The following is a 22,252-nucleotide window of genomic DNA, read 5'->3' as shown; positions in this document are numbered from 1 at the left end:
AGCAGGTTCATATCGAATGTCTCGCATCAAAGAAATCGTAAAGGCTACGCCCCTCATTGGGGACGTAGCCCGATTTATCGGAAAATATCGCACACGGGTACCCGCAGGGCATTTTTATAGCCCGATTGTATCGGTGGACGAAATACGTAAACGTGAAGAACAGATTTACCCCACACCTCCTCCACGGACGTTGCCAGGTATTGATCTTCGCGAAGAAGCGCAAGTCGCCTTGATGCAGACGTTTGCCTCGTCTTACTTTGGGAGTGTTCCGTTTACGGACAACCCCCAAGAAGGCTTTCGGTATTATTTTGTCAACAAATATTTTATTCACGCCGACGCCACCACGCTGCATTGCATGATGCGGCATTTTAAGCCCAAGCACATCATTGAAGCAGGATCTGGGTTTTCGTCGGCTGTGATGTTGGATACCAACGAACGTTTTTTGAACCAAAGCGTAAAGTTCACATTTATTGAGCCTTATCCCGACCGTTTGTATTCGTTGTTGACACCCGCCGATCGCCAACAGACAACCATTTTTGAAAAAACATTGCAGGATATTCCTGTGGAGTATTTTGAGCAATTAGGCGAAAACGACATCTTGTTTATTGATTCGACCCACGTATCAAAAACAGGAAGCGACGTCAACTATTTCTTGTTCGAGATATTCCCGCGCCTCAAACCTGGGGTTATCGTTCACGTTCACGACGTATTTTATCCTTTTGAGTATCCCAAAGCGTGGGTAATCGACGGAAACGGGCGTTTTGGCTGGAACGAAGCCTACATGATGCGGGCATTTTTGATGTACCAAAATCAGTTTGAAGTGTTGTTTTACAACGATTTTCTTCAAACGTTTCATTCAGAATGGCTATCTAAGCACATGCCAACCTACGCCACACGCGGACGAGGGTCGAGTATTTGGCTGAGAAAAACCAAGTAAAAGCAGTAAGTTTAAATAGTTTTATCCTATACGGAAACTATTAACAAATAACAGTTAACGGTAACACACAATGGCTTCACTGAAGGAAGTTCGCAGTAGAATCACGTCGGTTAATTCGACGCAACAAATTACGAAGGCCATGAAAATGGTGGCCGCCGCTAAACTTCGCCGTGCGCAAGACGCCATCATTCAGATGCGCCCTTACGCCAAGAAGTTGAGTGAAATGCTTGCAACGGTATCAGCAGGAGCTGAAACCGCCGCAGAAAGCCCATTTAAGCAGGTCCGTTCGGTAGAAAAAGTGTTGATTGTCACTGTTACTTCTGACCGTGGCCTTTGTGGGGCGTTCAATTCCAATATCGCTAAAGCCGCCAACCTTCTCATCAACGAAAAATACGCTACGCAAGCTGCCAAAGGCAATGTAGAGATTTTGGCGTTGGGAAAAAAAGGAGGTGAAGCATTTCAGCGCAGGGGCTTCAACGTAAATACAACCTACATGGATGTATATACTCGTTTGAGCTTTGGCGTCGTAAAAGAAGCCGCTGAAAGCATCATGGCCGACTTTGAAGCTGGAAAATACGACGCGGTAGAAGTGGTTTTCAACGAATTTAAAAACGTTGCGACCCAAATCATCCGTACCGAACAGTTTTTGCCTATCGTCGCTGACGAAACAGCATCACAAAACGTATCTGCTTCAGGCGCTAACTACGTATTTGAGCCATCAGAAGAGCAAATCGTGCAAGATTTGATTCCTAAGACGCTCAAAATTCAATTGTACCGTGCTGTACTCGAATCTAATGCTTCGGAACACGGTGCGCGTATGACGGCGATGGACAAAGCCACCGACAACGCTCAAGAGCTTTTGAAAGCGTTGCGTTTGGAATACAACCGCTCACGCCAAGCGGCCATTACCAAAGAAATCCTCGAAATCGTGGGTGGTGCCGAAGCCTTATCCCAAGGCTAATCCCCCAACGATTTTTATATTTAAAAGCCTGTCTTCGACGAGACAGGCTTTTTTTGTGATTCGCATTATTAACTGATTTCTCACTTATTTTGTATATTTGTATAATCGAAGAAATACTTTCATATGAATAAGAAAGAAAAATATAGTAGCTTTCATGAAATGAAAGATAGCACAACTTCAATAAATTCAGTTAATGCCACTGAGGTAATGAAGCGCCACGCTATGTTCGATACCTTCATGGGGCATATTAGGGATGAACAAAAAAAAAACGTAACCTCCAAAAATCACAAGCCCACACCAAAGGGATAGCATGAGTTACAGCCCTATTTCGCACATCTTCACCTCTTTAAATAAACACCGTGTACAATTCTTAGTTGTTGGAGGTATGGCAGTCGCTTTCTATGGCCACTCTAGGCTTTCTACCAATATGGCTGGTGAAATTACTGAAAAACCTGATATTGATATTTGGTACAATCCTACTTATGAGAATTACTATGCCCTTCTTAGAGCTGTAAAAGAGCTTGGTAAAGATGTTACTTCGTACATAGAAGAGCCAAATCCAGATCCAAAAAATTCATTTTTCAAGTTTGAATTTGACTACTATACCCTTGATTGCTTACCACGAATAAATGTTCCATTAAAATTCAGCGAATCATATATAAGAAAACAAGTTTTTGATGGAAATGACCTTGAGATTCCATTTATAAACCTCGAAGACTTGATAGCAGACAAAAAAATTACGGGCAGACCAAAAGACCTATCTGATATTGAGCATTTACTTTAAATCTAAAAAGCATTCAAATTTCGATGGTCGATTCGCCATATATTCCATTGAATCTTCTCTAAAATCATCATTTCTATGTTTAATTACTTCAAAAACTCATTTCGACGAAAAGTAGCTCGACGTTTTACCAAAGAGTATCCATCCCGCCTTCAGCAATATTATTTGGAAAAAGAAGGCAAAGTTGATTTTGCAGAATGGACAAATCCATTCATTACGCCACTTGGGCTAAAACAAGAAACCGTCGATTTTTTCCGTCAGTTTATCAAAGAAGGGGATTTGGCCATTGATATTGGGGCAAATATTGGAGATACAACCGTCCCGATGGCGTTAGCAGCGGGAAAAAATGGGCTTGTTTTAGGATTTGACCCTAACCCTTACGTATTTAAAATTCTACAGGAAAACGCTTTGCTCAATCAAGATAAAGCAACAATTCACCCTTTGCCGTTTGCTATTTCGGTTCAAGAAGAAGAGTTCTATTTTATTTCTTCCGAAGCCTCCTTTGTCAACGGAGGGATTTCGCCCACCAAAGATAGCCGTCATGGCAAATTTGTCCACCCCGAAAAAATTAAAGGGGTACCAATGAAGCAATTTTTAGAAAAAAATTATGCAGAATGGTTGCCTAAATTGTCCTTTATTAAAATAGACACCGAAGGCTATGACAAAGAAATCCTCAAATCAATTTCTGATTTAATAGCTCAATACAAACCTGTAATCGTAGCCGAAAGCTTTGGAAAAAATACCGATGCTGAAAAAATGGAGCTTTTTACGACGATTGCCCAGCACGGATACCAAATTTATTACGTCGAAGAATTTGAAACAACCGCTGAGGTTATTCCAATCAACACCAAGGAAGAAATTGTCAACTGGAAAAAAACCATTAATATTTACGCTACGCCTAAGTAAGCAAATGGGCAGTTACTGCTCTCCAACGATTTTCACTGCCAAACGTCTGTCTGCTTTAAGACAGATGTTTTTGTTTTGAGGTATGGCTTTTAGTCCTCTACTTTTTTGTGATTAATGTATTTTTGTCCTGATGGTTAAGTGTCCCTTTTTACAATCCAAAGGCTCAAATCTTAACCACAATTTATCATTGTAATGATCACCTTCGGTTTGGAAATTTATTTTTTCCCCTTTCTCTATAAAAAAATGGTTAAGATAAATGGTTGTATCAGGGCCAACACCATAAAGAACTTTAGCCCGCCCATCAAGTTCACCTGTGATTGTTGCACTCATTTTTACGTATCCATCCATTAAAAAATTATCACATTTTCTACTGGATATAGAATCTATAAACTCAACAGGTTGGGAAACATCCGTTACTTTAAACTCTGCAAACTCAACGGCTTCTTCTTTAGAACAACCTATTATGTCTAAAATGACAAGTGATACCACCAGAAATACAATTCCCAATATAACGCTCACATAAGCAAAAATGAATTTAAAAAACAGTTTCATGTACCATTCTTTTTGGTAAACGAAAAAAGAAAACTGACGCGAAGCTTTCACAACGTCGAACAGTCTCTCTTTTGAACTATGCGCAACAGTTAGGTATGTTTTTGCATACCAACGACCAAAGATAGTACTAGGTCGTTAATTTTCAAATGAATTTAGTTTTAAATTGATTAAACGGTCAAAGCTTGGGTATTTCTCCTCCTTTTCTATTTTTCTTCAATAACCCTTGGCCTTATTTTAAAAAAAATGAGTAATGTATAGTCACTGTTGCCTTACTGACATAAGCACCTAATTGACTATCTGCTATGACCTCACAGACTTCTCGGAGAAAATTTCTCAAAGGTTCGCTGGCTACCTTAGCCACGTTTTCTATTGTGCCTCGGCACGTGCTGGGCAAAGGCTATCTCGCTCCTAGCGACCAACTTACCAAAGGAATCGTCGGCGTAGGCGGCATGGGTCGTGGCCACATTCCGTACGCGGGTACGCGCGTGGTGGCCGTGTGCGATGTGGACAAACGACACATCAAACTAGCCCTCGATGAACTGGGCACCAATGCCTCTGGCGTAAAAACCTTTGGGGATTACCGAGAACTAATTCAATTGCCCGAAGTGGACATTGTTCACGTAGCTACTCCCCCCCACTGGCACGGTATCATTGCCGCCGACGCCGCCCGCGCAGGCAAAGACGTATGGTGCGAAAAACCCATGACCCGAACCATCGGCGAAGGAAAACGCTTGGTGGAAGCTGTGCAGCAACACGGTCGGATTTTCCGCCTCAACACTTGGTTTCGGTTCGAGTCCAACTTTTATGGCATGAACTCTACCGTTCGTCCCATCAAAAAACTGGTAGAAAGTGGGCTGTTGGGCTGGCCGCTCAAAGTCACCGTAAGTCGCCACACGGGCTTCGATTGGAAGTTTTACTGGGTTGGCAAAACTGACCTAACGCCCGAACCCGTTCCCGCCGACCTTGACTACGACATGTGGCTTGGCCCTGCGCAATACAAACCTTACAACGCCCACCGCGTCCACAATACCTTCCGTGGTTACTGGGACTACGACGGCGGTGGCTTGGGTGATATGGGGCAACATTATTTAGACCCTATTCAGTATTTCCTCGGGAAAGACGATACCAGCCCCATCAGCGTGGAAATTGATGCACCACAGCAACATACCGACGCCGTAGGCACTTGGCGCCGTATCGAATATACCTACGCCGACGGCTGTAAAATCATTCTCGACGGCGAAGGAAAAGACGAAAACGTTCCGTATATCGAAGGACCAAAAGGCAAACTTTACCCCAATTTCAGGTCAGATATTCCTGATTTGGAGAAAAAATTAGCCGCTTTCCCCGACCCAGAGCCTCAAGTAACTGACTTTGCCGAAGCGGTAAGAAAACGTCAAAAATTTGCGCTCAACGAAGAGAATGGCCACCGTTCTTGTACGATTGTGAACATGGGATTAACGGCGTTGCGTTTGGGTCGCTCGCTCAAATTTGACCCTGTCAAGCAGCTTTTTGTGGACGACGAAGGAGCCAATCGCCTCATCGACCAACCCATGCGCGGCCCTTGGACTATGTAATTTTAAATGTCGAATAACGAGTTTAGAATGTCGAATTTTTAATTTTTCGCAACCAAACAGGACTTTCTATGAAATATACCATACATTTACTTTTAGGACTCTGGCTAAGTACCACCGCCGTCAAGGCGCAAGTGGATGCCCGAATTACCAATCTTTTACGGCAATTTCCCTCCCAAAACGCCAAACAGCAGCAAAAAAACATGGACGACATGGCGGCACTTGGCAAAACAGGAATCACGGCTTTGGCTTCGCAACTCTCATCGCCCGATAAGGCGGAACACGCCAAAGTACAATACGCGGTGGGTGGTTTTACGTATTACGTTACCCAAGCTGGCAAGGATGAATGGCGGAAAATAGCTGCCGAAGCCTACGCCGAAGCTCTACCTCGCGTGAGCGATAAAAACAACCAAGCCTTTCTGATTTTTCAACTTCAACAAGTGGGTAAAGACGAGGTAGTAGGTACGTTGGCCAACTACTTGGCAGACGCACAATTGAGTGGCCCTGCTGCTCGAGCCCTTGGTAAAATTGGAACTGCTCAAGCGACAAAAGCCTTGAACCAAGCGCTTTCTACCGCGACGGGTGAGGCACAAATCTCCCTCATCGAAGCCCTTGGCGACGCCAAAGTTAGCGATGCCGCCCCTGCCATTGAGCGAATCGCTGCGGGTGCCACGGGCAATTTACAAAAGGTAACACTTTACGCTTTGGCCCAAATTGGGGGTAACACCTCTGTATATACGTTATCGAATGCCGCTGCTAAAGCCAATTATTCGTACGACGTTGCGAACGCTACTTCGTCGTACCTTGTCTATTTAGAGCGTTTGGTTGAAAATGGTCAAAAAGCGTTGGCCGTTAAAAGTGCCACTGCGCTCTTAAAGAACGCCCCCTCCGACAAACAAACTCCTACTCGCACAGCTGCCTTGAAGATTTTGGCCGATGCACAGGGAGCATTGAGCGTCCCAAGTCTCCAAAAAGCAGTAGCTAGTCCTGCCATAGAGGAGCGAATTGCCGCTTTGAAACTGGCTCAAAAGTTCCTTACTCCCGCCAATACGCAACAATGGATAGCCGCTTTGCCACGTTTCAAACCCGAAGCCCAAGCCGAGGTGATTACGATGTTGGGGCAAGCCGACGCCAAAACCGCCCTTCATGCGCTCCTCAAGCAACTTTCTAGCAAAGTAAGTGTAGTTAAAATTGCGGCGATTGGCGCTTCCGCAAAGATTGGTCAAGAAAGCGTCTTGAAGAACTTATTGGACGTCTTGAAAAAAAGCTCAGATGACGAAGTGAAGGCCGTAAAAACGGCACTTTTGTCGCTCAAAGGAGACAATGTGGTCAATCAAGTAGCAACGGCACTACCGACACAACCAGCCAATGCCCAAGTGGCTTTGCTTGAGTTTTTGGCGGCTCGCGCGGCTGATTCAAAAATTGATGTAGTGTTGGGACAATTAAAAAATAACGACCCCAGCGTTAAAAATGCTGCCTTTGCTGCCCTCAAGCGCGTTTCGATGCCGAAGGATTTACCAACCTTGTACGAACTCTTAGGCTCGGTTTCGACACCTACGGAATTATTGGCTACCCAAGAAGCCATCACCGCTGCCCTCAAAGGTACAGGAAATGCCAATCAACAAACCCAACTTTTATTGGGGCAAATCAACAACGTAAATGCGGAGAAAAAGCCCGCATATTTGCGCGTTTTGGCCAACATCGGTACCCGTAAAGCCTTGCAATTTGTGAGTTCTTCTTTTACCAATGGCTCAAGTTCAGCCCAACAAGCAGCACTGGCAGCCCTTGCCAACTGGTCGGATGTAAGTGCCATTCCTGAGTTGCACAACATTGGGAAAAGCACGACCGATCCCTCTTTCACCGAGCAAGCCGTGGCGGGAATTATCCGCGCGGTAACGGCATCGAAACAAAACCCTACCCAGCGGGTACTTTCGCTGCGCGAAGCTTTGTCCATTGCCAAAACATCAGCCCAAAAAGAAAGTGTGTTGAAAGAATTGGTACGCAACCGTACATTCAATGCGCTCTTGCTGGCAGGGCCTTACTTAGACGATGCTTCACTTCAGCAGACGGCCGCCCAAGTGGTCATCAATGCTGCGCTATCCAACAAAGACTTCAACGGTACGACCGTTCGTTCTTACCTTAACAAAGCCCTCAACTTTGCCTCTAGCGATGCACAGAAGGAAGCCGTACGCAAACACTTGGCCGAACTTCCTGCAGGAGATGGCTTTGTCTCATTGTTTAATGGGAAAGACCTAACAGGCTGGAAAGGATTGGTCGCCAACCCAATTGCCCGCGCCAAAATGCACCCCGATACACTCGCCGCCAAGCAACTCAAAGCCGACGAGAACATGCGCAAAGGCTGGGTAGTCAAAGATGGCGATTTGGTTTTCACAGGCCACGGCGATAACCTCTGCACGGTGAAAAAATACCGCGATTTTGAGATGTTTGTGGACTGGAAAATAGAGCCTAAAGGCGACGCGGGTATTTATTTGCGCGGCTCTCCTCAAGTGCAGGTTTGGGATACCTCACGCGTAGAGGTGGGTGCGCAAGTTGGTTCGGGTGGATTGTACAACAACCAAAAGAACCCCAGCAAGCCACTCAAAGTAGCCGACAACGCCATTGGCGATTGGAACACCTTCCGTATTATTATGAAAGGTGACCGCGTAACGGTGTATTTGAACGGTGAGTTGGTGGTGGACAACGTGATTTTGGAAAATTATTGGGACAGAAAACTTCCCATTTTTGCCAGCGAACAGCTTGAACTTCAAGCCCACGGTACGTTGGTGGCCTACCGCGACATTTATGTCAAGGAATTGCCTAGCCCTGAGCCATTTGTATTGAGTGAACCAGAGAAAAAAGACGGTTTCAAGGTATTGTTTGATGGCACCAACATGTTCGAATGGCAAGGCAACACCACCGACTACATCATTGAAAACGGCGACATGGTGATTTATCCTAATCGTGATGGCAAAGGCAATCTTTATACCAAAGACGAATACAGCGATTTTGAGTTCCGTTTTGAGTTCCAACTAACACCTGGTGCCAACAACGGCCTTGGAATACGCACTCCGCTTCAGGGTGATGCGGCTTATGTAGGCGCAACCGAATTACAGATTTTGGACAACGAAGCCGAGATTTATAAGTCGTTACAGCCTTACCAATACCACGGCTCGGCTTACGGAATTATTCCTGCCAAACGAGGATTCCACAAACCGCTTGGGCAATGGAACTACCAAGAAGTAGTAGTAAAAGGGTCAAAAATAAAAGTAACCCTCAACGGAACAGTCATTTTGGATGGCGACCTAGCCGAAGCTTCTAAAAATGGAACTGCCGACCACCGCGACCACCCAGGGTTGAACCGTACTTCGGGATACATCGGCTTTTTGGGTCACGGCGATGTGGTTCGTTTTCGCAACATTCGCGTAAAAGATTTGACGGTGGTTCCGCCCGTTGAACAACCCGCCCCAGAACCTGCTCCGACTGATAAGAAAAAACAGAAGAAAAAATAGAAGGAGAATATTGAGAGTTAGTTGGAGGTGTAATCATCTCCAACTAACTCATTTAAAGACTAAAGTGTAGCAATCAATTTTTGATTAAGTACTACATAATCGTCATTTTTAGCTTCTTTGGCCAATTCAATCGACTTCATGGCTGTTGCTTTTGCACCTGCTTTGTCACCTGCTTTTGCTTGGATTTTAGCTTTCAAGTGCATTACCCAAAACGCCGTAGGCTGCGCTTCTACCGCTTTGTTTGCCCACTCCAACGCTTTGCTATTGTCTTTTCCGTTATCGAAATAATAACTCGCCGCTTGGAAATATGGACGGCTATCTACGGTCATGGCCGAGTTGATTTGCGCCATGATTTTGCTGTCGATGTCAGCTACAACGGGGAATTCCACTGCTGTTTTTTCCCACAAAATTTGCACGCTTGCTGATGAAGCCGTTAAGTCGCCCAACATAATTGTAAACGACTCAATGTTCATTGGCAATGTCATAGGTTTCACTTTGAAACGAGCTACGTCATCTTCGGTTTTGTAACCTGTCAAACCTGAGTTGTTTGCGCCTTTGTTGATGATGATTTCCCATTCGTTGGCATTAGGCACCGAATAGATAGCGTACGAACCTGCTTTTACGGGCATTCCGCCTACTTTTACATCTTCACCAAACGTGATTTTAGTAGCGCCATTGGCACCTGTTCTCCAAATTTTTCCGAAAGGCACTAAGTCACCAAATACTTTACGGCCTTTCGCAGCAGGGCGTGAGTAGTTGATTTCGATAGACGAAAGTGCAAAATCTTGCTTGAGGGTTTGGGTTGGACTGGGAGCAGGCGTCTTGATTCCTTGCGCCATTGACCCCAGCGAAATGAGGGACAAAAGAAGTACAGCGACTTTTTTCATTTTAGTTTTTGAGATTTTGTTTTGGGAAATAAACTAATACATTCGATAGACTATTAGCTATTCTACAAACTCATTCGGAGGCTAAAAAATTCACCTGCCTACGTTTTTAATCCTACTTTTCCTGACCTACGTCATCTTTTCCACCGCAGAATATCGCGACTTTTGAAGAGGTATGCTTGCCTATCTATGTTTTGATTTTACTAACAACTGCTTTCACATGGCCAAACAACACACCTTTCATATTCCTGTCATGGGGCTGGGGTTTACAATGGAAACGCCCATTAAAGTCGCTCGTTACGGGATTTCGTCGGTGATTTCAATCATCGAAGACGAACTCATGGAACGCCTCCGAGAATTATACAGTCCGTGGGTGAATGATTCCTTTGCCCCCATTACTCCCCACGAAGAAGATTACCGCGCGCGTCGGATTGCGTCGTACCTCAACTTGGTCAACCGTATCGTCAAACAACAAATCGAAACGTTACGAAACCTTCCTTTTTCCCTTGGAAACGACCTCGTGAAGTACTTTGAACTCCTTCCTGACGACTCGCCCGTCAAGCTTATTTATCAAAAAATGACAACGCTCGAAGACGGCCCTGCCAAAATAGAACTTCAAGAGCAGCTTCGGAGCGAAGTAAAAGCGGGAGCTATCGACGTCAATATTATGTCCAAAGTCGATCGTAATACCTATACCAAAGACGGCGAAATGCTTCCTAAGGAGTTTTCGGATGCGTTGTCGAGTTTACGCGGATTTGCTACCAGCGACTTAGAATCCTCGGTAGTATTTTCCGCAGGTTATAACCCACGCTTGTACGCCTACATCGACACCTTTCCCGACTTCCTGCCAGACGCTACGGGTCGGTTGAAGAAAAAAATTATCCTAAAAGTAAGCGACTACCGTTCGGCGCTCACGCAAGGGAAAATATTGGCAAAAAAAGGTTTATGGGTTTCCGAATTTCGGATTGAATCGGGACTCAACTGCGGTGGGCACGCTTTTGCTACCGACGGCTTGTTGTTGGGTCCCATCATGGAAGAGTTCAAAAACAACCGCGAAGCGCTCGCCGAAGAACTTTGGACGCTTTGCAACCAAGCCCTAACCGCCAAGGGAGTCCCCACCTTTGCGACCGTCCCTCACCTTCGGATTACGGTACAAGGAGGAATTGGAACCGCCAACGAAAACCAGTTTTTGCTCGACTACTACCAAGCTGACGCCACTGGCTGGGGAAGTCCATTTTTGTTGGTTCCCGAAGCAACCAGCGTCGATGAGGTAACGCTTCATCAACTCGCCACTGCCAAGCCCGATGATTATTACTTGAGCCACGCCTCGCCGCTTGGGATTCCGTTTAATAATTTTCGCAAAAGCTCCGCGCACCAGCAAATTGAAAAACGCATTGCCAAAAACCGCCCTGGAAGCCCCTGCTACAAGAAGTTTTTGGTATCTAATACCGAGTTTACCGACATCCCCATTTGTGCCGCATCTCGCCAGTATCAGCACCTAAAAATCAAGCAATTGCAAGAACAAGGGCTAACTACCACCGACTTAGAAACACAACTTGCTACGGTGGTCGAAAAAGATTGCTTATGTGAAGGGCTAGGTGCTTCGGCTTTGTTGAAAGACGGCTTGACTCCCGCCCACAACTTAAAGGCAGTTTCGGTATGCCCTGGCCCTAACTTGGCGTATTTCTCGGGCATATTTTCGTTCAAACAAATGGTGGATCACATTTACGGACGCACCAATCTGCTCAATTCGGTGAAGCGTTCAAATTTGTTTGTAAACGAGCTTCGGATGTATATCGACTATTTTGAGAAAGATTTGAAGAAAAATACCGAACAACTTACGACCAAAAAACTTCGGTCGCTACAGTTGTTCAAGGCCAATCTTTTGGAGGGGATTTCGTACTATCAGCGACTGATTCCGCAACTCAAAAACGAGGCCGAAAGCTACTTAAATGAAATGCGGGCGGAGTTGGCGCAGTTTGAAGAAGCCGTGCAGCAAATTGTCTTGCCTGTGCCAGCAATGGTATAATTGCCAACCTCCCGAAAGTTTTGAACTTTCGGGAGGTTTGAACTTTCGGGAGGGTCTGTATTTTATTCAATTACCTTAGGCACGCGGAAGTACGTTCCGTCTTGCGAAGGCGCATTGACCAACGCTTGTTCTCTGGGCAAGTGATTTCCAAGCACATCTTCACGCATCACATTGATTTCGGCCGATATATGCGTCAGAGGTGCTACATCTGTCGTATCTAATTCATCCAACTGCTCCATCCACGACAACACGCTTTCTAGGCTTTTCAACAACGGAGCTTCTTCTTCTGGTTTCACTTCCAAACGCGCCAAATGCGCAATTTTGTGAAGCGTATCTTTATCTATTTGCATTCTCTCAATTTTTCCACAAAATTATCACTTTATCCACAATTTGAAGGAATCAAAAATTATTTTGGTGGAAAACTGCAACCTTTTTTCTTCTCTTGCATTATGGATTCAAATTGTTATTGAGTTTGAAAACCGTCGCTGACCACATAAACCTCTCCCAACCCCTCGATGCACAGGCATTTGGGCTTCTCTACGATGCGTATTATTCCAAAATTTTTGGATACGCTTTTCGTCGGGTGGGAGATTATGACATTGCCCGCGACGTGGCTGCCGAAACGTTTTTGAAGGCGTTTTTAAACCTAAAAAAATACCGTTTTGAAGGACACCACATTTCGGCTTGGTTGTACAAAATTGCCACCAATGAAATCAAGCTTTTTTTTCGTAACCAAAAATACCGCCCCGATTTGTTTGGGCAGTTATCGGACGATATGCTTTCTGACCGCGAACTGCTCACCGTTTTTGAACGCGAAAAGAACGAAACCGAGCGGCAAATGGCCGATTATGAAGCATTTGCCGACGTACAACGTCACCTCAAAACCCTCGACATCAAATACCAAGAGGTGATTGCGCTCAAGTATTTTGAAGAAAAAAGCATTGCTGAAATCAGTCTTATTTTAGACAAACCCGAAGGCACCATCAAGTCGCTGTTGTCGCGGGGCATCGACTATTTACGGCAAAAATGCGGCTAATTACCCAACCACTTTAACTCAAGTTGGCCATGGAACCAATGGACGAATTCGAAAAAAAATTACAAAACTTAAAAAAACCTCAGGTGATGACCGAACATCAAGCGTATTTAAAATTGCCCATCCTCAACACCCGCAAATCGGCGGCCATGGGCTGGTGGCTGGTGGCACTTCCATGTTTATTGCTGGCCTGCGTTGTCATGCAACTCGTCTCGGGCGGCAGCATTCGCGTGCTGGACATGCTATTCAACACCCTCGAAGCCTTTGACCGATCGCATGGCGGCTGGTTTTCGCCTTTAGTCTTTGTACTTTTTCCGATGGTAGCAGCGGGGATGAACCTGCTCTCGCTCCTCAACGTGCTTTACGATGCCGAACGCCGTGAGCTTATCATCACACTCAAAGTACGTTTCTGGAATCTATTCTTGATTTTTGTGGGATTTGGCGCTGCCCTCTTTATCGGATTCCACGCGCTTCTCCAGCATTTCCATTGATTTTTTCAGGCTCATTTTTTTCATCCATATACTATACAATCGCCACTTTTATGCACTGGTTTGTTCGAAAAGGTATTTTTTTTAAGCCCACCTCCCCCGTTGGTTGGGCATTGTTTATCCTTGTAGCCATGTACGCTGTCCACGCGTTGATTGAGGTCAATGAACATTCACATTCGACCATGGAGACAATCATAAACTGGTTTTTCAGGGTGATTTTAGTAGGCGTCGCCTATACCATCGTAGCATATTTTATGTCAGAAAAAGAGTAGTTTGTCCACAAGCAAGCGTGCTGATATGGGAGTTTATTGTATTTTTGTCAAGGCCAAGTATTCGCTTTTCTTTTCAAGATATTGTCTTAAAAAACCTTGAAAAGATTACAAAACTGGGCACCAACAAACGTCTTTCCCATGAGCATCAAGTACGATAAACACATCGGCACCAAACAAAAAGCCCTTCGCATCAACTTAGACCGCCGCATTTATGGCTCTTTTGCCGAAATCGGGGCGGGTCAAGACACTGCCGCTCATTTTTTCAAGGCAGGAGGCGCTTCAGGAACCATCGCCAAAACTATGTCGGCCTACGATATGAAGTTTAGCGACGAAATTTACGGTCCCGAACCCAGCGGTCGCTACGTGGTGGAATCACGCTTGATGAAAATGATTCAGCACGAGTATGACCTCGTCGAACAACGTCTGGCCGAAAAACGCGGTGCCGATAGTTTGTTTTTTGCGTTTGCCAATACCGTCGTTGCCCTCAATTACCAAAAAAGCAACGAAGGCCACGGCTGGCTCGGACTGCGTTTTCAACTCACGCCCCGTGCTCCGTACAACGACGTGGTGATTCACATCAAAATGCTCGACAACGACAGTATTTTGCAGCAACAAGCCTTGGGAGTGATTGGGGTCAACTTGATTTATGCTTGTTTTAATTATTACAAATCGCCCGAAACGTTGTTGATGTCGTTGATGGACGACCTCGGTCCCGACCGTGTCCACATCGACATGATTCGGATTCAAGGCCCTGATTTTAGCCATGTTGATAACCGACTGTTGAGTTTATATTTGGTCAAACACGGCTTTACCGAAGTAGCCATGTTTGGCCCCGACGGGCAGGTATTACAGCCGTCGGAAGCCCTCTACAAAAAACACATTTTGTTGTTGCGCGGGCGGCTTCGTCCCATCACCAACGTCCACATCGACATGCTTCGCAATGGCCTCAAGCAGTTTAAGGCCGAACCCGACGTGGATGAGAAAAAAGTGATGATGGTAGCCGAGCTTACGCTCCAAAACCTCCGTGGCCTCGAAAAGGACATCAACGAGAAGGATTTCCTCGACCGCGTGGACGTGCTGAGTTCGATTGGTCAAACGGTAATGATTTCCAATTACCACGAGTACCACCGTTTGGTGGCGTTTTTGGCCAAAACCACCCGCCTCAAAATTGGCTTGGTTTTAGGAGTTCCTAACTTGGAGTACATTTTTGAAGAAAGTTATTACCAAAATCTCCCAGGTGGCATTTTGGAGTCGTTTTCGACCTTGTTTAGCCGCAATGTGAAGCTGTTTGTTTATCCTACGTTTAAAAACGGAAAACTGTACACCTGCCAAAACTTCGAGTTGTCCACTAATTTGCAGCCGCTTTTCCACTATTTGGTATGCAACGATAAAATTGAGGACATCCGCGACTATAACGAAGAAAACCTACGAATTTCGACCGACCGCGTTCTCGAACTCATCAAGCGAGGCGAGCCTGGCTGGGAAGAAAGCGTACCAACCGAAGTAGCTGACATGATTAAAAATAAGTGCCTGTTTGGGTTTCCGTGCGTAGTGTATGAGCCCAAAATGGCCGCGCACATTCACCAAGCAGTAGGGAATTTGTAGGAGAGGAGCATAAGCGTTAATATATTTACTATCCTCTCTTAGCTCCCTAGACGAGAAATAAGGAGGGACGTCTTATCTCAATAACGCGCTCAAAAATCATTTGATGGGTGTGTCATTTCCGATTTTTTTCGGCTTCCATAATAAACAATACATTGGCATTCTACTTTTAATAGATTGCTTTGACTACGCTGTTTGTAAACCCATTTGAGTATTTGACTTTGATAAAGGCCAAAAATGTTTAATAACCGAGCGGTTTACTCTTTGCTCTGCGTGCCAGAGTTCATAGTCACGTTGTAACTTCAACCAAAAATCAGGTTTATCACCGAAGGCTTCTGAAAGACGAATAGCCATTTCTGAGCTAATACCTTGGTGTTCGTTCAAAATACCTGAAAGTGTTTTAGGCGTAACACCTAGCCCTTCCGCCACTTGACGAATGGTTAGATCTTGCCCTGTTTCCTCTTTGATACCTTCAATTATGTCACGTATCATTGAACCTGGGTGCGGTGGTCTCATCATTTTACTCATAATATTCTCTTTTAGTGACAATTAGGCTAAAGTGCTTTCCAGTTATTATGCAAATATGTAAAATTATTACAAAAGCATAAGGTTATGAGTTAATGAGGAACCCTCAGGTTAAGTAGCTACTATTACAAATCATGTATTGGCCTTTGTTTGATGGTTCTTAAATCTATTTTTTTTCTATAGGCCACAAATGAATCATGTAATAATCTTGTCCACTTATTTCCATTTCATCAATGGTACTTGCTCCACCATAATAAACTCTAACCCCTACTAAATTAAAACCTAAAAAGTATTTTTCTCGTTCTGGTAAATAATCAAAATTCCCCATTATAAATATCGTTCCTGTATGGGTTGCAAGAGAGCATTCCGAAATTTGATCCCAAGTATCCGAATCAATTACAGGCTCATAACCAAAAACCTCAACATAAACAGGTACTACCGCATCTCTAAAAGTTCCAATAACAACTAATCGTTCATCAAACTTAACAGATAGCATCCGTTCTTGGTCTTCTTCTGTCCACCAATTTGCTCCAATTTCATCATCAGAAATATCTAATGTTACATCTTGCAACATTAGTTGGTAAGAAGCTGCGTTTAAGTTTAAAGAAAGTTTCATGGTTTATTTTTACATTTACTAGGATCCTCACGTAAGACACAACCACTCTTGTTTGTAAAGTCCCAACAAGATAGTTTTCTATCTCAAGCCAATCTTTTTTTTATTTTTTAGCATAAAGAACGCCTTAACACCTAATTTTGTGCATAAATTGTTCACTATGTACAAAATCATTGTTAGTTGTCTTCTAGTCATTTGCACAGGAATAGGATTGTGTTCGTACGCACAGCAAACGACGCCCAACTCAACTGGTCTTCAACGAGACACTACCTACCGCGCCGACACCGCCGCTGTAGTTATCACCGCCGCCGTCCGTATTTACGACTTATCGCACGTTTCGGTATGCCCTGGTAGCACCATTTTTGTTCCGTTCGATTTTGATGGCAAGTTTGAAGAAAAAAACCGCTTTTTGGTTCAAATTTCGGACGTATCGGGACGTTTTATCACCCTTTCTGATTCGCTCAGGCACGGCCCCGCCCGTATTGTACTTCCCCAAAACCGTTCGGGATTAATAGCTGTCCGCGTCATTTCTACTCACCCACAAGTAGTGAGTGCGCCTACTAGGATGATGGTTCTGCCGTTGCCCCAAGCTAAAATAGAAACCAACGACGGTGGCAGCATCGCTAAAATTGGCCCAGGCCAAGCGGCTACCTATCGGGTGTCGCTCACGGGAGCCGCTCCTTGGTCGTTTACCGTTTCGGACGGCACTGTTGTCACCAATACTTTGGTCAACCCCTACGTGACCCAAGTAAGCCCCAAAGAAACCACTTCGTACAAAGTTACGTCCATCCTCAATGCTTGCGGAAGCGGTACTTCTTCGGGCGAGTTGGTGGTACAAGTAAGCCAAGACACGTTACCCGTTATTGCCCTCAAAGCCGTACCCAAAGCAGGATTTCGTATTTGTACAGGAACGCCCTTTCAAATCAATTTTAACGCGACGGGAAAATACAACATTGGCAACGGCTTCGTCGTCCAACTTAGCGATACCACAGGACAAAATTTTACCAACATTTCAGAACTCGCCACCGAAAGCCCCATCATGGCCAAAACGCCTTTTTCGTTGAAGCCAGGCAATTATAAACTTCGGGTGGTTTCTACTTTTCCAACGATTTCCAGTGATACCGTCGATGTCAACGTTTCGGCTCCAGCCACAGCCACCCTTCGCCGCGACTCGCTCGAAATCCCCGAAGGTGGCTCTACCAACCTTACCGTGAATTTTGGGGGTGGTGGCCCTTGGTTTGTCTTGCTATCAGACGGTACGTACCAAAACGACATTCGGGTGACGCCTTACACGTTAAAGGTAAGTCCTAACGACCCAACGAATTATAAAATTACGTCGGCGGGAGGCTACTGCGGAGTAGGAACGTTTTCGGGAACGGCCGTGGTGAAGGTAAAAATTCCGCCTGCAACCATCACCACAGGTAACCTTTCGGATAAAATCATTTGTTCGGGTACCGAAATCACCGTGCCTTTCACGACGACAGGCCGCTTTGAAAATGCCAATAAATTCATTGTACAAATTGCCGATACGAGCGGTAAATGGGTAAATCTTCCTACGGTTGGAGGATTAAGTGCACTTCGCGCCAAAATTTCGCCGCCGTTTCTCAAAGATACCTTGACTACACATCAATTACGCGTCATTGGTACGTTTCCATTTACCGAGGGGGTTCCTACCAATATCAACGTAATGATGCAAAACGCGGCTTCAGCGATTGTTACGGGCGGAGGAGTGATTCGTCCTGGGGGAGCGGCTCGGATTCGAGTAGCGTTCAAAAACGGTTTGCCGCCTTGGTCGTTTGTATTGTCTGATGGAACTACAGTAAACGGCACATTCATCAATCCCTACCAAATTACGGTCAACCCTCGCGCTACCACTGAATATAAAGTAGTATCGCTCAACAACACCTGCGGAACAGGCGTAATTAACGGCCCTTCTGCCACCGTGACTGTCGATACAAATTAAGTAGTCTGGGCGTCTGGTTGTGGATGTGCTTCTGGTTGCTCACAACCAGACGTTCGTGAGAGAAGAGAAGCCTACTAGTTGCTCTGGCAATCGGATTGTAAGCAACCCGCCCCACAGCCCCATTCGACATTCTGCACTCGACATTAACGTGCATCTGGTTGTGAGCAACCAGATGCACGTTAATTTTTCTTGCGGTAATCGCCGCGAGAGAACGTTTTTTCGATAAAGCAGTACATCAAAATAAAGAAATAACGGCTTCCCATTTCTTTAATCTTGAGTTTCGATTCGCCGTACTTACGATTCGTCCAGCTGTTTGGAACAACGGCGTAGCTATATCCTCGCACAATTGCTTTGAGCGGCAATTCTACTGTTAAGTTGAAGTGAGGAGAAAGAAAAGGCTTAAGCCCTTCCATGGTTTCGCGTTTGTAGAGTTTGAAGGCATTGGTGGTATCGTTGTATTTAATGCCCATCACCATCCGAATGATAAAATTGGCCAAACGGTTGATTACTTTTTTTATCGTCGGATAATCAAAGACGTTCCCACCTTTGCCCCAACGCGATCCAAACACAGCGTCGTAGTTTCCTTCGACCATTTTTTTGTAAAACTTCACCAAATCTTCTGGATCGTCCGATAAATCGGCCATAAAAACCGCCACGCAGTCGCCCGAAAAACGCTCAAGACCATAGCGAACGGCGTACCCAAAACCATTTGGCCCTGGGTTGGTTTCATAAACTAAGGTCGGAATTTCTTTTGACAGCTCTTGTAAAACCTGTAAAGTTTTATCTTTTGAGTTGTCGTTGGTCACCCAAATCTCGTGCGGGATGTCGTACTTCGACAACGTTTGGTATAACGTGCCTAATGTTTGTGGCAAAGAATCTTGTTCGTTATAGGCGGGTATGACAACGCTTAATTTCATTGAATGTTAGCCCCCCACCCCCAATGGGGGAGATCGTTTATAGTTAATCTTTAGAGGATTATACAGCAAAATTGGGTCATTTTGACCTAATTTCCAATTTTTTCCAGTAAACGGTCGTAATACTGCAAGGTTTTCTGAACAGTATCGTCGTAAATAAAATCAAGCCATTCGTTTACATCGGCAAACATTTGGCGTCTGTTTTGGAGAAAGTACGGGTTGGTCGTTGCGTGAACATTGCTGAGTCCGCCACGGTGTTTTCGATATTTTCCCATTGTTTCGGGCAAATACCCAATTTTCCCGCGCGCTGCCAGTTGAATCACCAACGCCCAATCGCCCGCCGCCGCGCGGTGATGCCATTCGGCAAAATCGTCGGTACGGAAAAAATTTCGGTATAACAAACTCGCCGTTCCAATGAACCAACGGTCTTCCAACACATCTTTTACCGTAGAAACTGCCTTTTGGTCAGGTTCGTTGAAGGCGTGGCTCGGTGAATTATCTTCGTAAATCACCTCCAGATTATGGTGGCAAATGGCAAAATCAGGGTGATTTTCCATAAAATCGACCTGTTTTTGCAACTTTAGGGGGTCAGTCCAATAATCATCGCCTTCGCAAAGCGCCACGTAATCGCCTTGACAGGCTTTGAGCAAAAAAAGCACATTGTTTCGCCCGCCAAACTCCCGAGGCTCTTTCGGCCCTAAGTTTTCGGGATGCAGATACGCCCTAATTTTGTCAGGAAACCGCTCGGCATATTCTCGAATGATGCGCGGGGCTGCGTCAGTGGAAGCATCGTCACCCACCACAATCTCGAACGGAAAGGTCGTTTGTTGCATCAACGCACCTTCGAGCATTTGTGCAATGTATTTTTCGTGGTTGAAAGTGGGAACACAAACGCTAACTTTCATCGGGAAGATTCTTTCAAACGGTGAGGCAACAGCGCAAAGAAACTATAAACATTCATCATCCACTTTGGAAGCACGTAATCTCGGATAATTTCTTTGGAAACTTCGCGGGGTGGTTGTCCCAATTGAAGGTATTTCAAGGCTAACCTTGCGCGGCGGAAATAGCTTTTTTGATACTGCTTGGCATCCAGAAGCATTCGGTAATAACGCGCGATGTTAAGTCTTAGCAAATCATGGTGGCGATAATCCAATTCTTTATCAATGCCTTCGTACATCGCAATTCGATTATACAAAAAGCGCGCATCGCGGTAGTGGTCTTTAAAACTTGCCCCTCCCCTATTTTTTCGATACACCGACATTACCCCTGGCACGTACCCAATGGGGCCGTGTTTGGCCAAAATCACGTAACGCGGAATATCTCCACTCGATGATTTCAAAAACCAGTCGGGGTAGTGCATAATACCGTTTTTAAACATCACTGCCGACGTTGCCATGAACCAAATTTCGTCTTCCCCTACCAAATCGGCCGCCGTAATGACTTCTTTCTGGTCGGGCGCATTTAGTTCGTGCGAGGGCGTACCGTCTTCGTAGGTAATGAGGGCATTATGAAAACAAGCCGAAAAATCAGGATGCGCCTCCATGAAATCGACTTGGCGCTGAAGTTTTTGGTCGTCAGTCCAATAATCGTCCCCGTCCATCGGGGCAATGTACGTTCCTTTGGCTAGTTTGAGGGTTTCGATGGTATTGAAAAGGCCATTTTGCCCCAAGTTTTTGGAATGCAAAACGGCCTTTACTTTATCAGGATATTTTTCTTGGTAAGCTAAAATAGTTTCTTGCGCACCGTCCGTCGAGCAATCGTCTCCTACCAATATTTCAACATCGAAATTTGTTTTCTGAGACAACGCACTTTCAATGGCTTTGCCAATAAATTCTTTCTGGTTGTACGTAAGAATCGTGACGCTTACTTTAATCATACGGCAGGTGTTGGTGAAGCAAAAACAGCTTCAAGTTGTTCTACAGTTGGAAAATTTGGTGTCACCAATTCAGCCTCTGGTTTGTATATATAAGCCATTGGGTAGCCTCTTTCGATAAAAGTGGCTTCGGCCAAGTTGTTATAACGAAGCTGTACCGACCAACGAATGTTATTGGTAATATTATTGCCCGATTGGTGTACCAAAAAGGCTGAAAAAATCAACAAATCTCCTACTTGGAATTCGGTTTGGACAAAATCTTCGTCGTTCAGTTGGGCCGTAATTCCTCCTTGATAGCCCGAAGTACTCGACTCCAGCAAACCCCACGTATGGCTACGCGGAATCACTTGCAACGCACCCAAGTCGGCCCCTGCATCCACCATCGGAAACCAAATCACCGTGCTATCGAGCGAGCCTTGGCCCGTACGCCAGTCTTGGTGGGCATCGAGTTTCCAGTGTTTACTACCATCTTTTGACAGAAAACGGCTGTTGAACTGCATCGCAGGGCGCGCCCCAATAACGGGTTGCTCAATACCTACTTCTTTCAAAAGATTGACAATTTTCTCACTCACGGCAAACTGGTGAAGCGACAAGCTGTGTTGCACCGTGACACCTGTGTTTCGAAACGCAGTAAAGTCTTTTTGAAAAAACTCAAACATGGCATTTTCGAAGGCGTCGCGGTCGTCGATATCAACCGTACGGCCTGTAACGTGCTTTATCTGAACGGCAAATATTTCACGCGCTTCGCGGTAGATGTTTTCCACCACGCTTTTATCTAAGAAGTTACGAATGAGTAAAAACCCATCTTGACGAAATTGCTCTGCTAATGTTGACATGGT

At 45.2% G+C, this 22,252-nt stretch carries 21 protein-coding genes; 12 read left to right on the top strand and 9 right to left on the bottom strand.

The window, feature by feature from the left end; genetic code table 11:
* Positions 1-16 precede the first annotated feature (16 nt).
* The 4 genes from K339_RS0112535 (at position 17) to K339_RS0112515 (ending at position 3,585) form a co-directional block, all read left to right on the top strand.
* Entirely contained in the window at positions 17-937 is a 921-nt protein-coding gene (locus tag K339_RS0112535; RefSeq protein WP_028523886.1) for a class I SAM-dependent methyltransferase, read from the top strand.
* Between the two features lie 70 nt (positions 938-1,007).
* Positions 1,008-1,898 (top strand): ATP synthase F1 subunit gamma, encoded by an 891-nt coding sequence (gene atpG / locus K339_RS0112530; protein ID WP_028523885.1) that lies wholly within the window; start codon positions 1,008-1,010, stop codon positions 1,896-1,898.
* Between the two features lie 310 nt (positions 1,899-2,208).
* A complete protein-coding gene (locus K339_RS0112520; RefSeq protein ID WP_028523883.1) occupies positions 2,209-2,682 on the top strand; it encodes a nucleotidyl transferase AbiEii/AbiGii toxin family protein in 474 nt (157 codons plus the stop codon).
* A gap of 75 nt (positions 2,683-2,757) precedes the next feature.
* Entirely contained in the window at positions 2,758-3,585 is an 828-nt protein-coding gene (locus K339_RS0112515; RefSeq protein WP_028523882.1) for an FkbM family methyltransferase, read from the top strand.
* A gap of 111 nt (positions 3,586-3,696) precedes the next feature.
* Here the strand turns inward: K339_RS0112515 and K339_RS0112510 are convergent, their stop codons facing one another.
* A complete protein-coding gene (locus K339_RS0112510; protein ID WP_028523881.1) occupies positions 3,697-4,137 on the bottom strand; it encodes a hypothetical protein in 441 nt (146 codons plus the stop codon).
* A gap of 302 nt (positions 4,138-4,439) precedes the next feature.
* On the opposite strand from K339_RS0112510, the gene K339_RS0112505 reads away from it, so the two are divergent.
* On the top strand, positions 4,440-5,711 hold the full coding sequence (locus K339_RS0112505; RefSeq protein ID WP_028523880.1) for a Gfo/Idh/MocA family oxidoreductase: 1,272 nt from the start codon (positions 4,440-4,442) through the stop codon (positions 5,709-5,711).
* Between the two features lie 68 nt (positions 5,712-5,779).
* Entirely contained in the window at positions 5,780-9,217 is a 3,438-nt protein-coding gene (locus tag K339_RS0112500) for a DUF1080 domain-containing protein (RefSeq protein WP_028523879.1), read from the top strand.
* Between the two features lie 59 nt (positions 9,218-9,276).
* Here the strand turns inward: K339_RS0112500 and K339_RS0112495 are convergent, their stop codons facing one another.
* The gene (locus K339_RS0112495) at positions 9,277-10,104 is read right to left on the bottom strand and encodes a DUF2911 domain-containing protein (RefSeq protein ID WP_028523878.1); all 828 of its coding nucleotides are present in this window, start codon (positions 10,102-10,104) and stop codon (positions 9,277-9,279) included.
* A 217-nt stretch (positions 10,105-10,321) separates the two neighbouring features.
* Here K339_RS0112495 and K339_RS0112490 point away from each other — a divergent pair, with 217 nt between their 5' ends.
* Entirely contained in the window at positions 10,322-12,130 is a 1,809-nt protein-coding gene (locus K339_RS0112490; protein WP_028523877.1) for a hypothetical protein, read from the top strand.
* A gap of 62 nt (positions 12,131-12,192) precedes the next feature.
* On the opposite strand, the gene gatC is transcribed toward K339_RS0112490, so the two are convergent.
* On the bottom strand, positions 12,193-12,480 hold the full coding sequence (gatC, locus tag K339_RS0112485; RefSeq protein ID WP_028523876.1) for an Asp-tRNA(Asn)/Glu-tRNA(Gln) amidotransferase subunit GatC: 288 nt from the start codon (positions 12,478-12,480) through the stop codon (positions 12,193-12,195).
* Between the two features lie 122 nt (positions 12,481-12,602).
* Between gatC and K339_RS0112480 the strand changes: the two genes are divergently transcribed.
* The 4 genes from K339_RS0112480 (at position 12,603) to K339_RS0112465 (ending at position 15,528) form a co-directional block, all read left to right on the top strand.
* Positions 12,603-13,166: an RNA polymerase sigma factor gene (locus K339_RS0112480; RefSeq protein WP_169731851.1), complete on the top strand. Its 564-nt coding sequence runs from the start codon at positions 12,603-12,605 to the stop codon at positions 13,164-13,166.
* Positions 13,167-13,195: 29 nt separating this feature from the next.
* A complete protein-coding gene (locus K339_RS0112475; protein ID WP_157607574.1) occupies positions 13,196-13,654 on the top strand; it encodes a hypothetical protein in 459 nt (152 codons plus the stop codon).
* Positions 13,655-13,704: 50 nt separating this feature from the next.
* The gene (locus K339_RS0112470) at positions 13,705-13,923 is read left to right on the top strand and encodes a hypothetical protein (RefSeq protein ID WP_028523873.1); all 219 of its coding nucleotides are present in this window, start codon (positions 13,705-13,707) and stop codon (positions 13,921-13,923) included.
* A gap of 138 nt (positions 13,924-14,061) precedes the next feature.
* Positions 14,062-15,528 carry a hypothetical protein gene (locus tag K339_RS0112465; RefSeq protein WP_028523872.1) on the top strand — a complete coding sequence of 489 codons (1,467 nt, stop codon included), beginning with the start codon at positions 14,062-14,064 and terminating at the stop codon, positions 15,526-15,528.
* A gap of 183 nt (positions 15,529-15,711) precedes the next feature.
* Here the strand turns inward: K339_RS0112465 and K339_RS0112460 are convergent, their stop codons facing one another.
* On the bottom strand, positions 15,712-16,041 hold the full coding sequence (locus K339_RS0112460) for a HigA family addiction module antitoxin (RefSeq protein WP_310586632.1): 330 nt from the start codon (positions 16,039-16,041) through the stop codon (positions 15,712-15,714).
* A gap of 175 nt (positions 16,042-16,216) precedes the next feature.
* Entirely contained in the window at positions 16,217-16,666 is a 450-nt protein-coding gene (locus K339_RS0112455; RefSeq protein WP_157607573.1) for a hypothetical protein, read from the bottom strand.
* 157 nt (positions 16,667-16,823) lie between these two features.
* On the opposite strand from K339_RS0112455, the gene K339_RS33550 reads away from it, so the two are divergent.
* Positions 16,824-18,626 carry a hypothetical protein gene (locus tag K339_RS33550; protein ID WP_051397983.1) on the top strand — a complete coding sequence of 601 codons (1,803 nt, stop codon included), beginning with the start codon at positions 16,824-16,826 and terminating at the stop codon, positions 18,624-18,626.
* Positions 18,627-18,805: 179 nt separating this feature from the next.
* Here K339_RS33550 and K339_RS0112445 read toward each other — a convergent pair whose 3' ends face one another.
* The 4 genes from K339_RS0112445 to K339_RS0112430 form a co-directional block, all read right to left on the bottom strand.
* Complete coding sequence (locus K339_RS0112445; protein ID WP_028523869.1) at positions 18,806-19,543, bottom strand: glycosyltransferase family 2 protein; 738 nt, start codon at positions 19,541-19,543, stop codon at positions 18,806-18,808.
* 86 nt (positions 19,544-19,629) lie between these two features.
* Positions 19,630-20,445, bottom strand: coding sequence for a glycosyltransferase family 2 protein (locus K339_RS0112440; protein WP_028523868.1), 816 nt, complete (start codon positions 20,443-20,445; stop codon positions 19,630-19,632).
* Positions 20,442-21,416 (bottom strand): glycosyltransferase family 2 protein, encoded by a 975-nt coding sequence (locus K339_RS0112435; RefSeq protein WP_028523867.1) that lies wholly within the window; start codon positions 21,414-21,416, stop codon positions 20,442-20,444. Before K339_RS0112435 ends, K339_RS0112440 begins: the two co-directional genes overlap by 4 nt.
* Complete coding sequence (locus K339_RS0112430) at positions 21,413-22,249, bottom strand: phytanoyl-CoA dioxygenase family protein (RefSeq protein ID WP_028523866.1); 837 nt, start codon at positions 22,247-22,249, stop codon at positions 21,413-21,415. The genes K339_RS0112435 and K339_RS0112430 overlap by 4 nt, the downstream gene beginning before the upstream one ends.
* Positions 22,250-22,252 lie beyond the last annotated feature (3 nt).

The organism is Runella limosa DSM 17973 (assembly GCF_000482465.1).
Classification (GTDB): domain Bacteria; phylum Bacteroidota; class Bacteroidia; order Cytophagales; family Spirosomataceae; genus Runella; species Runella limosa.
Note: the sequence above shows the minus strand (reverse complement) of the source record. Positions and strands in the feature narration are given on the sequence as shown.

What these genes read in the sequence shown, in the direction of transcription:
- K339_RS0112505 (WP_028523880.1), top strand. Translation starts at nt 4,440, where the DNA reads ATGACCTCACAGACTTCTCGGAGAAAATTTCTCAAAGGTTCGCTGGCT.
- K339_RS0112500 (WP_028523879.1), top strand. Translation starts at nt 5,780, where the DNA reads ATGAAATATACCATACATTTACTTTTAGGACTCTGGCTAAGTACCACC.
- atpG (WP_028523885.1), top strand. Translation starts at nt 1,008, where the DNA reads ATGGCTTCACTGAAGGAAGTTCGCAGTAGAATCACGTCGGTTAATTCG.
- K339_RS0112435 (WP_028523867.1), bottom strand. Translation starts at nt 21,416, where the DNA reads ATGATTAAAGTAAGCGTCACGATTCTTACGTACAACCAGAAAGAATTT.
- K339_RS0112455 (WP_157607573.1), bottom strand. Translation starts at nt 16,666, where the DNA reads ATGAAACTTTCTTTAAACTTAAACGCAGCTTCTTACCAACTAATGTTG.
- K339_RS0112535 (WP_028523886.1), top strand. Translation starts at nt 17, where the DNA reads ATGTCTCGCATCAAAGAAATCGTAAAGGCTACGCCCCTCATTGGGGAC.
- gatC (WP_028523876.1), bottom strand. Translation starts at nt 12,480, where the DNA reads ATGCAAATAGATAAAGATACGCTTCACAAAATTGCGCATTTGGCGCGT.
- K339_RS33550 (WP_051397983.1), top strand. Translation starts at nt 16,824, where the DNA reads ATGTACAAAATCATTGTTAGTTGTCTTCTAGTCATTTGCACAGGAATA.
- K339_RS0112460 (WP_310586632.1), bottom strand. Translation starts at nt 16,041, where the DNA reads ATGAGACCACCGCACCCAGGTTCAATGATACGTGACATAATTGAAGGT.
- K339_RS0112470 (WP_028523873.1), top strand. Translation starts at nt 13,705, where the DNA reads ATGCACTGGTTTGTTCGAAAAGGTATTTTTTTTAAGCCCACCTCCCCC.
- K339_RS0112430 (WP_028523866.1), bottom strand. Translation starts at nt 22,249, where the DNA reads ATGTCAACATTAGCAGAGCAATTTCGTCAAGATGGGTTTTTACTCATT.
- K339_RS0112475 (WP_157607574.1), top strand. Translation starts at nt 13,196, where the DNA reads ATGGAACCAATGGACGAATTCGAAAAAAAATTACAAAACTTAAAAAAA.
- K339_RS0112465 (WP_028523872.1), top strand. Translation starts at nt 14,062, where the DNA reads ATGAGCATCAAGTACGATAAACACATCGGCACCAAACAAAAAGCCCTT.
- K339_RS0112495 (WP_028523878.1), bottom strand. Translation starts at nt 10,104, where the DNA reads ATGAAAAAAGTCGCTGTACTTCTTTTGTCCCTCATTTCGCTGGGGTCA.
- K339_RS0112510 (WP_028523881.1), bottom strand. Translation starts at nt 4,137, where the DNA reads ATGAAACTGTTTTTTAAATTCATTTTTGCTTATGTGAGCGTTATATTG.
- K339_RS0112515 (WP_028523882.1), top strand. Translation starts at nt 2,758, where the DNA reads ATGTTTAATTACTTCAAAAACTCATTTCGACGAAAAGTAGCTCGACGT.
- K339_RS0112520 (WP_028523883.1), top strand. Translation starts at nt 2,209, where the DNA reads ATGAGTTACAGCCCTATTTCGCACATCTTCACCTCTTTAAATAAACAC.
- K339_RS0112445 (WP_028523869.1), bottom strand. Translation starts at nt 19,543, where the DNA reads ATGAAATTAAGCGTTGTCATACCCGCCTATAACGAACAAGATTCTTTG.
- K339_RS0112440 (WP_028523868.1), bottom strand. Translation starts at nt 20,445, where the DNA reads ATGAAAGTTAGCGTTTGTGTTCCCACTTTCAACCACGAAAAATACATT.
- K339_RS0112490 (WP_028523877.1), top strand. Translation starts at nt 10,322, where the DNA reads ATGGCCAAACAACACACCTTTCATATTCCTGTCATGGGGCTGGGGTTT.